The organism is Salinisphaera sp. (genome assembly GCF_035690525.1).
Classification (GTDB): domain Bacteria; phylum Pseudomonadota; class Gammaproteobacteria; order Nevskiales; family Salinisphaeraceae; genus Salinisphaera.
In genome coordinates this window covers 24668-32777 of the sequence record NZ_DASSKM010000143.1, presented here as the reverse complement: position 1 = coordinate 32777, position 8110 = coordinate 24668, and the positions used below count along the sequence as shown (strand labels likewise).

The 8110-nt window shown below is 66.3% G+C and carries 9 protein-coding genes; 3 read left to right on the top strand and 6 right to left on the bottom strand.

Annotation, left to right across the window (positions count from 1 at the left end):
• Positions 1–279: 279 nt before the first annotated feature.
• The gene (locus tag VFJ08_RS11145; protein WP_324997285.1) at positions 280–837 is read left to right on the top strand and encodes an adenylate kinase; all 558 of its coding nucleotides are present in this window, start codon (positions 280–282) and stop codon (positions 835–837) included.
• A 37-nt stretch (positions 838–874) separates the two neighbouring features.
• On the opposite strand, the gene rnd is transcribed toward VFJ08_RS11145, so the two are convergent.
• A complete protein-coding gene (gene rnd, locus VFJ08_RS11140) occupies positions 875–2041 on the bottom strand; it encodes a ribonuclease D (protein ID WP_324997284.1) in 1167 nt (388 codons plus the stop codon).
• A 17-nt stretch (positions 2042–2058) separates the two neighbouring features.
• On the opposite strand from rnd, the gene VFJ08_RS11135 reads away from it, so the two are divergent.
• Both VFJ08_RS11135 and mpl read left to right on the top strand, forming a co-directional pair.
• Positions 2059–2589, top strand: a complete 531-nt coding sequence (locus tag VFJ08_RS11135) for a hypothetical protein (RefSeq protein WP_324997283.1) — start codon at positions 2059–2061, stop codon at positions 2587–2589.
• A 27-nt stretch (positions 2590–2616) separates the two neighbouring features.
• Positions 2617–3963 (top strand): UDP-N-acetylmuramate:L-alanyl-gamma-D-glutamyl-meso-diaminopimelate ligase, encoded by a 1347-nt coding sequence (gene mpl / locus VFJ08_RS11130; RefSeq protein ID WP_324997282.1) that lies wholly within the window; start codon positions 2617–2619, stop codon positions 3961–3963.
• Positions 3964–4212: 249 nt separating this feature from the next.
• Here mpl and VFJ08_RS11125 read toward each other — a convergent pair whose 3' ends face one another.
• The 5 genes from VFJ08_RS11125 to waaF form a co-directional block, all read right to left on the bottom strand.
• Positions 4213–4767 carry a hypothetical protein gene (locus VFJ08_RS11125; protein ID WP_324997281.1) on the bottom strand — a complete coding sequence of 185 codons (555 nt, stop codon included), beginning with the start codon at positions 4765–4767 and terminating at the stop codon, positions 4213–4215.
• Between the two features lie 115 nt (positions 4768–4882).
• On the bottom strand, positions 4883–5617 hold the full coding sequence (gene nfi, locus VFJ08_RS11120; protein ID WP_324997280.1) for a deoxyribonuclease V: 735 nt from the start codon (positions 5615–5617) through the stop codon (positions 4883–4885).
• Positions 5604–6089, bottom strand: a complete 486-nt coding sequence (gene mntR, locus VFJ08_RS11115; RefSeq protein WP_324997279.1) for a manganese-binding transcriptional regulator MntR — start codon at positions 6087–6089, stop codon at positions 5604–5606. Before mntR ends, nfi begins: the two co-directional genes overlap by 14 nt.
• Positions 6090–6099: 10 nt before the next feature.
• Complete coding sequence (gene aroE / locus VFJ08_RS11110) at positions 6100–6960, bottom strand: shikimate dehydrogenase (RefSeq protein ID WP_324997278.1); 861 nt, start codon at positions 6958–6960, stop codon at positions 6100–6102.
• Positions 6961–7024: 64 nt separating this feature from the next.
• Positions 7025–8104, bottom strand: coding sequence for a lipopolysaccharide heptosyltransferase II (gene waaF / locus VFJ08_RS11105; RefSeq protein ID WP_324997277.1), 1080 nt, complete (start codon positions 8102–8104; stop codon positions 7025–7027).
• Positions 8105–8110 lie beyond the last annotated feature (6 nt).

Below are 8110 nucleotides of genomic sequence, written 5' to 3'. Positions count from 1 at the left end.
CTCGTCAATGGTCTGGAGTCTTTGGGTATGGAGTCGCACGATCATGCTCCGATGATCCCAAACTCCAGACCGCCTTCAGGCTCATCTCACCCTGGAATCGCGCGCTTCGCTCAGGCTCATGTGTCATTGGACAAGGCTGACAATTGACTTGATCGGGGGCAGCCAGTAACTTCGGCCGTCGGCCAGCGCATTGGCCAGCGCATTGGCCAGCGGGTCGGCCAGTGCAATATGCGCGGCGGCTCCATCCTACGAATTTCAAGGTCTTTTGGCGGGGATATCATGCTGAAAATCGTGCTGCTGGGCGCGCCCGGTTCGGGCAAGGGAACGCAGAGCGCCAAGCTCGTCGAGGAGTACGGAGTGCCGCAAATTTCAACCGGCGATCTGCTGCGCGCGGCGGTCGCGGACCGGACCGAGCTCGGTTTGAAAGCCAAGGCGGCGATGGACGCCGGCGAACTCGTCTCCGACGATATCGTGGTCGGCATGATCCGCGAGCGCCTGAACCGGCCCGATACCGAAAACGGCTTCATTCTCGACGGATTTCCACGCAGCGAGACTCAGGCGGAAGTCCTGGACGGCTTGTTGACCGAACTCGATCGCCCGCTTCAGCGTGTTATCCATCTGCAGGTCGACAACGAGGAGATCGTGGACCGGTTGATGGCGCGCGGCCGCGCCGACGACAACGAAGAAACGATCCGCAACCGGCTGTCGGTTTATCAGGATCAGACCCAGCCGCTGGTGGCTTACTACGAGCAGCGTGGCCTGCTCAAGCCGGTCGCCGGCGTCGGCACGGTCGACCAGATCCACGCCCGGATCAAACAGGCGTTGGCCGAGGCCTGATCCCGGCTTGGTGCGCCATCCCGGCCGGGGTTTTCGCCTACGGTCGCGCGGCGTCCGCCTGAGCGCCCGTCACGGCCTGTACGACGGCGTGGCCGGCCACCTCGGCGCGCCAGCCGCGCAGTAGCCGCCCGTCGCGGTGGCCGGCCACGATGGCCGCCACATCCGCACGGCTGGCGATCGATGCCGGCGGGATGTCGGCGGCCTCGGCGGCCCGGGCAAGCGCCCGCATCCCGGTCTTGATGCGTCGCCGCGCGGCTTCGTCCGGAGGGCCGGCGTTGGGGTCGAGCGATTCGGCCGGGCGGGCCAGACCTTGCTGCACGCAAGCCAGCAGTTCATCGCCGTGGCAAGCCAGGGTCTTGGCCGGCAGGTCCGGCGTGTCCGCCAGTTCGACGTCCCGGGTCGGCTGATTCTCGGCGATCGCGATCAGCGGCGCGTCGGCCAGAATCCAGCGCCGTGGCCGGTCGGCCGCGAGCGCTTCGCGTTCCCGCCATGCGGCGAGTTCAGCCAACACCTGCTGGGCGGCCGGGGCGAGGCGGTTCCAGGCCTTGATCCGGCGCCAGGCGAGGCGCGTGTCGACGTTGAAGCGGGCGGGCTCGACCATGCGCGCAAAGTCGTCGTCCAGCCAGGCCAGCCGATCGGCGGCGGCGAGTGCGTCGCGCAGTACCGGATAGGCCACCGCCAGGTAACGCACGTCGTCCGCGGCATAGTCGAGTGCGCCCGCGGGTAGCGGGCGCCGGCTCCAGTCGGTCCGGGTATGGCCCTTAGGCAGCTTCTTGTCGAGCAGGGCGTCGACCAGCCGGGCGTAACCCATTTGATCGTCGAAGCCGAGCAGCGGTGCGGCGACCTGGGTATCGAAAATCGGCGCCGGCATGCGGTTGAAGGTCTGGTAGAGCACCTCCAAGTCCTGTTCGGCGGAATGAAACACCTTGACCACGGCGGGATCGCCCAGCAGACGTCCGAGCGGCGCGAGATCGGTCAGCGCGAGCACGTCGATCAGGCCGACGTGCTCGCTATCGGCGATCTGGACCAGGCACAGTTTGGGGACATAAGTCCGCTCGCGCAGAAATTCGGTATCGACAGCGAGCCAGTCGCATCCGGCCAGTTCCGCGGCGAACTCGGCCAGCGCGGCGTCGTCATCGATGGTGACGACGCGCTGCGGCGCCTTCGGTATCATGCGCTTGGCTTCATTGAGCTTATCGTTCATAGGATTACGCGTTGACCATGAATTTTGCGCGCCGACTCGTCGACCTCATGCTGTTCCGCCGCGGCCCGCAGGACATGCCCGGCGATCAGGTGACGCTCGTGGTCAGCATAGCGGCCTATTGTACCGTTCTGTTCATTCAGGTCGCGCTGGTCGGGCCGCCGGCCGGCGCCCTGGTGCAGGCCGTGCTCGCCACGCTGATGCTCGGGCTGTACGTCGCGACGGTTCTGCGTCTGCGCGGGTTGTCGAACCGTTTCAACCAGACCGCGACCGCGTTGTTCTCGTCGGGCACCGTGCTCACCCTGATCATGCTGGCGCCTACGCGCGCGCTGCGGCCGTATTTGGATGCGCTGCGCACGGCTGGCGACCCGTCCCAGGTGCCGATGCCATCGCCCTTGTTCGCGTTGGCGTATCTGGTGGTCGGCATCTGGGGGCTGGCGATCTACAGCCATGTCTATCGACATGCGCTGGGCGTGTCGATCGCGCTCGGCGTAGCGGTGACCATCGGTTTCGAAGTACTGCTGATGCTCGTCTTCTCGGTGCTCGGCTGACCTTTACCCGCACGACGAGAGATCGCGATGCACGTTCATATTTTGGGAATCGGCGGCACTTTCATGGCCGGCGTGGCCCTGTTGGCCCGGGCCGCGGGGCACGAAGTGACCGGCTCCGACGAAGGGCTGTATCCGCCCATGAGCACGCAGCTGGCCGAAGCGGGCATCGCGGTGATGGATGGCTATCAGCCCGCCCATCTGGAGCCCGCGCCGGATCAGGTGGTGGTCGGCAACGCGATGGCTCGCGGCAACCCGGCGATCGAGTACATGCTCGACGCCGGGTTGGCCTACACCTCGGGCCCCCAGTGGCTGGCCGATCATGTGTTGGCCGATCGCTGGGTGCTGGCGGTGGCCGGCACCCACGGCAAGACCACCACGGCCAGCATGCTCGCGCATATTCTGCTCGATCAGGGCGCGGCCCCCGGCTGGTTGATCGGCGGCATCGCCGCGGACCTAGGCGCCTCGGCCGCGTTTGGCGAGTCGAGGTTCTTCGTGGTCGAGGCCGATGAATACGATACGGCTTTCTTCGACAAGCGCTCCAAGTTCGTCCACTACCGGCCGCGTACGCTGATCCTCAACAATCTGGAATTCGATCATGCCGATATCTTCGACGATTTGGCGGCGATCCAGCGTCAGTTCCATCATCTGCTGCGCACCGTGCCGGGCGCCGGCCGGATCGTGCACAACGCCGCCGACGCCGCGCTCGATACGGTAATCGCACAGGGCTGCTGGACCCCGCGCGTGGGCTTCAACCGGCCCGACGGCTGGCACGCGGAGCCGGTAACCGCCGACCACGGTCGCCTGCGCATCGGGCGCGGCGACCAGTTTGTGGGCGAGTTGGCGTGGACGTTGAAGGGCGCGCACAACGCGGCCAACGCCTGCGCGGCGATCGCCGCGGCCGAACATGCCGGTATCGCGCCTTCGGCGGCGCTGGCCGCGCTGGCGACGTTTAGCGGCGTCAAACGTCGACTCGAACTGCGCGGTACGCCCGGCGGCATCGCGGTCTACGACGACTTCGCCCATCATCCGACCGCGATCCGCGCGACCCTCGACGGCCTCGCCGTCGGCCGTGAACGCGGGCGCGTGATCGTCGCTTTCGAGCCGCGCTCGAACACGATGCGCGCCGGCGTGCACCAAGCCACCCTCGGCGCCAGCTTCGATCGGGCCGACCGGGTATACGCTTACGATGCCGGCATCGATTGGGATCTCCGCGCCGCGATGGCGGCGCTCGACGACCGTTTCCAGGCGCTCGGCGATATTGATGCCCTGGTAGCCGCGATCGCGGCCGAGGCGCGGCCCGGCGATATCGTGGTGGTGATGAGCAACGGCGGCTTTGGCGGCATCCACGACAAATTGTTGGCCACCCTGGCTTGATACCAGCCGTTATAATTATGCAACGATAGTCGATAAGAAAAAGAGCAGGTCCGAAAATAAACGCCAAAGGCACGTAAAATAAAGAAAAATCAGTTTTCATTTGCGTTTTTCGCGTTCAGTTGCGGACTGTTTTTGTCTTCCTTTTGTATTCTTGCTTTTTGCAGGTTGGTATAAGGTTTCGTTCGTTTGCGCCGCGCATAAAAAAGCCCGGCCGGAGCCGGGCTACCTATCGATTATGGCGGCGCTAGCTTAGTTACCGCCGTTGTCGCTCTGCGCGCCGGCCGATTGCTGCAGCTTGCCGCGCACGTTCTTCATCTCGGCGATGAGCTGGGTGGTTTTCGAATCCTGCTTCTTCATGGCCTCGATGGTGTCCTGTTCGAGCTGCTTGCCCGATTTCTGGATGTCCGGCTGGGACAGAGCGGCGTTGCGCGCCTTGACCATCTTCTGGCGCTCGTCCTGGAAGTCCTGCATTACCTGCTTGCGCTGTTCGTCGCTCAGATCGCCCGACTGCAGCTTCTTGGCTATCGACTGCATGTGCTTCTGGCCGGCCTGTATGTCGTAGCCCTGCTCCTCGATCGCGTTTTTGACCTGATCCTGGAACTGCTGCTGTTCCTTGGCGAGCTGCGGGTTGTTCTGAATGGTCTTGTCGTGGATCTGCTTGAGCTGTTGCGCATCCGAACGATACGTCTTCATCAGCTGCTGGGTATCGTTTTGACCGCTGCTGTCGTCGGCGGCGACGGCCATGCCCGTGAAGGACAGCGCGGCAACCGCCAGCGCGCAGAGGGTGCAAACACGTTTGATCATAAAAGAACCTATGGGTATGAGGTTGGCCGAATCGCTTCTGACCTTAATAAAGCATAACAGTTGCATTAAAACGACCACAAAAAAGCGGTCTGCGTGTCGAAGCGCGTCCGCGCGCTTAGCGGCGTCTCGAGGCGAGCCGATCGGCGGCCCGGGTCGTCTCCGGCAGGCGGTAGCGGGTCAGCGTGCGCGTGACCCAGTCCAGCGCCGTGTCGAGATCGACACGATGCCCGGGCGATATGAAGATCGGCTTAACACGGACCCGGGAGCGCAGCACCGCGCCGATGATCTCGTGACCGTCCATGAGCGGCGTCCAGGCCAGGCGTTCCTCGGGTGCGGGGTCGTGGGTTCCGGTCAGGCGTTTCTTGGCCACGCCGATGGTGGGTAGGCCGCTGGCCAGACCCAGATGCGTGGCGACGCCGAGACGCCTCGGATGCGCGATGCCATGGCCGTCGACCATGAGCAGATCGGGCAGTTCGGATAGTTCGTCCAGCGCATCGAGCGCGGCCGGAATCTCGCGGAACGACAGCAGACCGGGGATGTAGGGCATACGGGTGGGACGCCGCACCAGCACCTGCTCGAGCACGGAAAGATCGTTGGGGTCGAGCACCACGATCGCGGCGCGCGTGGTATGGCCGCTGTCCTCGAAGCCGATGTCCACGCCGGCGATGCGGCGAATTTCGGCCGGCAGCGCGTTCTGTGTATCCACATGCCGGGCGATCGCATGCTGGATCGCGCGGCCGGCGCGGGCCTCGCGCGGCCAGGCGTGCTCGATGCGCGTACGCCCGTCGGCCGTGTGGCGGATGACCGGCTCGAGCGACGTGCCGGCCGGCGTGTCGTTATTCGATGTCATGCGCGTCCGCGAACCGGCGCATGACATCGATGGTCTCGTTCGAGACATGATGTTCCACGCCCTCGGCGTCCTGGCGCGCGGTGGCCTCGGAGACGCCCAGCGCGCGCAGAAAACGCAGCACCACGATATGCCGCTCGCGCGACACGCGCGCCATTTCGTGGCCGGCGTCGGTGAGAAAGATCGAACGATAGGGTTGGCTCGTGACCAGTCCGGCTTCGGTCATCCGCCGGATCATTTTGCCGACCGTGGCCTGGGTCACCCCCATGCGCTGGGCGAGTTCGACCGCGCGGGCCTCGCCCTTGGCGTCGATCAGATCGGCGATCAGTTCGACATAGTCCTCGATGAGCTCGGTTTCGTGCGCCTTGCGCACGTGGCTGTACTGCCGCGCATGGATCTGCGGATCGAGCAGTTCGCCCGAGGTATCGTCGCGCAGGACGTGATCGAGCTCTTGAGCCGTGGGCCGTGCGTTCATAATCCGGTCATTATAGCGTTTCAGTCCGACCCGCGTGTGGGCGGGCGAAGTGCGGCCGAAGTGCGGCGATCACCGGCGCGGTCTCGGGGCGCACGCCGCGCCAGAGCGCGAACGATTCGGCGGCCTGTTCCACCAGCATGCCGAAACCGTCGCGGCCCGTGGCTACGCCGTGCGCGGCGGCCCAGCGCAGAAACGGGGTCGGCGTGTCGGCGTAGATCATGTCGTAGACCGCCACGGCGCGGGCCAGGATGCGGGCATCGATCGCGGGCATGGCGGCCTCGGTCAGCCCGGCCGATATCGCGTTAATCACCAGTTCGGCGTCATCGGGCGCGGCATTCAGTCCGCAGGCGACGACCTCGCCCATGTCCGCACAGGCGGCGGCGATCGCCCGGGCCTTGTCCGGGCTGCGATTGGCGATCGTGATGCGGGCCGCGCCGGCGGCGAGCAGGCTGGGCACCACCCCGCGCACGGCGCCGCCCGCGCCCAGAATCAGCAACCGCCGGCCGGCGATATTGACCGCGAGATTATCGACCAGATCGGCCACCAGGCCGGCGCCGTCGGTGTTGTCCGCGAACAGCCCGTCGCCGGTGGCCATCAAGGTGTTGACCGCGCCGGCGCGCTCGGCCCGCTCGCTCAGCCGGTCGGCCAGTTCGAATGCGGCCTGTTTGAAGGGTAGGGTGACGTTGAGCCCGGCGCCGCCGCAATCGAAGAATTCGCGCGCGACGCGCTCGAAACCGTCGGCCGGCGCCGGCAGGCGGGTGTATTCCATCGCCTGATCGCACTGCGCGGCGAACCGGCGGTGAATATCCGGCGATCGGCTATGCGCGACCGGATGGCCGATGACGGCGTAGCGATCGGATGGCTGAGGCATGTGACGGCATTCGGTGCTTGGCCGGCCGCCTATCGTGGCCAAGCATGGCGGCATAAGCAAACGTTCATGCCGGCCGCCGCGGTGCTCCGTAGTGTGCGATTCGATGCAGCGACGCGATCGCGGCGGCGCCGGGATCGGTGCAGGCCGTGAATACGTCGGCCACCGGCATGTCCTCGAGACAGGCGTGATGGCCGAGCGGGCACTCGCGTTGGCGGCACGGTGAACAGTCCATGCCGCGCCACAGCCGCTGCGAGGTTGCCGCGAGCGGTGGGGCGTAGTCGGGATCGGTGGAGCCGTACAGGCCGATCACGCTGGGCGCGGCGGCCGAGGCCAGATGCATGACGCCGGTGTCGTTGCCGACGAAGCGGGTAGTCAGCGCGGCCAGATCGACGATATCGACCAAGCTTGTGCGCGCGGCGAGATTCACGCCGTGCTTCGGCGCCGCGGCCGCCATCGCATTGGCGACTTCGCGATCGGCGTCGCTGCCGAAGATCCAGCAGGCCCAGCCGGCCGCGTCCAGACGCGCGGCCAGGCCGGCATAGTGACGTACCGGCCAGGCCTTGGCGCCGCCGTAGGCCGCGCCCGGCGCAAAGCCCACCACCGGGCGCTCCGGGTCGAGCCCCAGTTCGGCGACCAGTTCACGCTGGCGCGCGCCGTCGACCGTAAGCCGCGGCCAGTCGATTTCACCGAGCGCATCGCCGTCCGCGGCCAAGCCGAGCAGGGCGTAGTGCTCGGCCTTGAGCGGATAACGCGACTTGTCCAGCGTGCGTACATCGTTGATCAGACCCAAGCGCAATTCGCCGCGATAGCCGGTGCGCAGCGGAATACCGGCCAGCCACGGCACCAGCGCGGCCTTGGCGCTGCGCTGGAGCACGATCGCCTGCTCATAGCCGCGCGCTCGCAGTTGCCGAGCGGTTTCGCGGCGCCGGCGCCAGGCGAATTGGCCGTGCCCGATGTTCATGGTCACGGCTTCGTCGACTTGTGGCATGCGCTCGGTCAGGCGCGCCGTGGACGCCGGCGCGAGCACGTCGATCGTGGCCTGGGGCCGGCGCGCGCGCAGGCCCGCGAACAGGCTCTGGGCCATGACCATGTCGCCGATCCAGGACGGGCCGATGACCAGCACGCGTTCGGGCTGCGGATTCACAGCCGG

Excerpts from the sequence above, each read along its gene's own strand:
- nfi (WP_324997280.1), bottom strand. The coding sequence starts at position 5,617 with ATGACATCGAATAACGACACGCCGGCCGGCACGTCGCTCGAGCCGGTC.
- VFJ08_RS11125 (WP_324997281.1), bottom strand. The coding sequence starts at position 4,767 with ATGATCAAACGTGTTTGCACCCTCTGCGCGCTGGCGGTTGCCGCGCTG.
- mpl (WP_324997282.1), top strand. The coding sequence starts at position 2,617 with ATGCACGTTCATATTTTGGGAATCGGCGGCACTTTCATGGCCGGCGTG.
- rnd (WP_324997284.1), bottom strand. The coding sequence starts at position 2,041 with ATGAACGATAAGCTCAATGAAGCCAAGCGCATGATACCGAAGGCGCCG.
- VFJ08_RS11145 (WP_324997285.1), top strand. The coding sequence starts at position 280 with ATGCTGAAAATCGTGCTGCTGGGCGCGCCCGGTTCGGGCAAGGGAACG.
- aroE (WP_324997278.1), bottom strand. The coding sequence starts at position 6,960 with ATGCCTCAGCCATCCGATCGCTACGCCGTCATCGGCCATCCGGTCGCG.
- mntR (WP_324997279.1), bottom strand. The coding sequence starts at position 6,089 with ATGAACGCACGGCCCACGGCTCAAGAGCTCGATCACGTCCTGCGCGAC.
- VFJ08_RS11135 (WP_324997283.1), top strand. The coding sequence starts at position 2,059 with ATGAATTTTGCGCGCCGACTCGTCGACCTCATGCTGTTCCGCCGCGGC.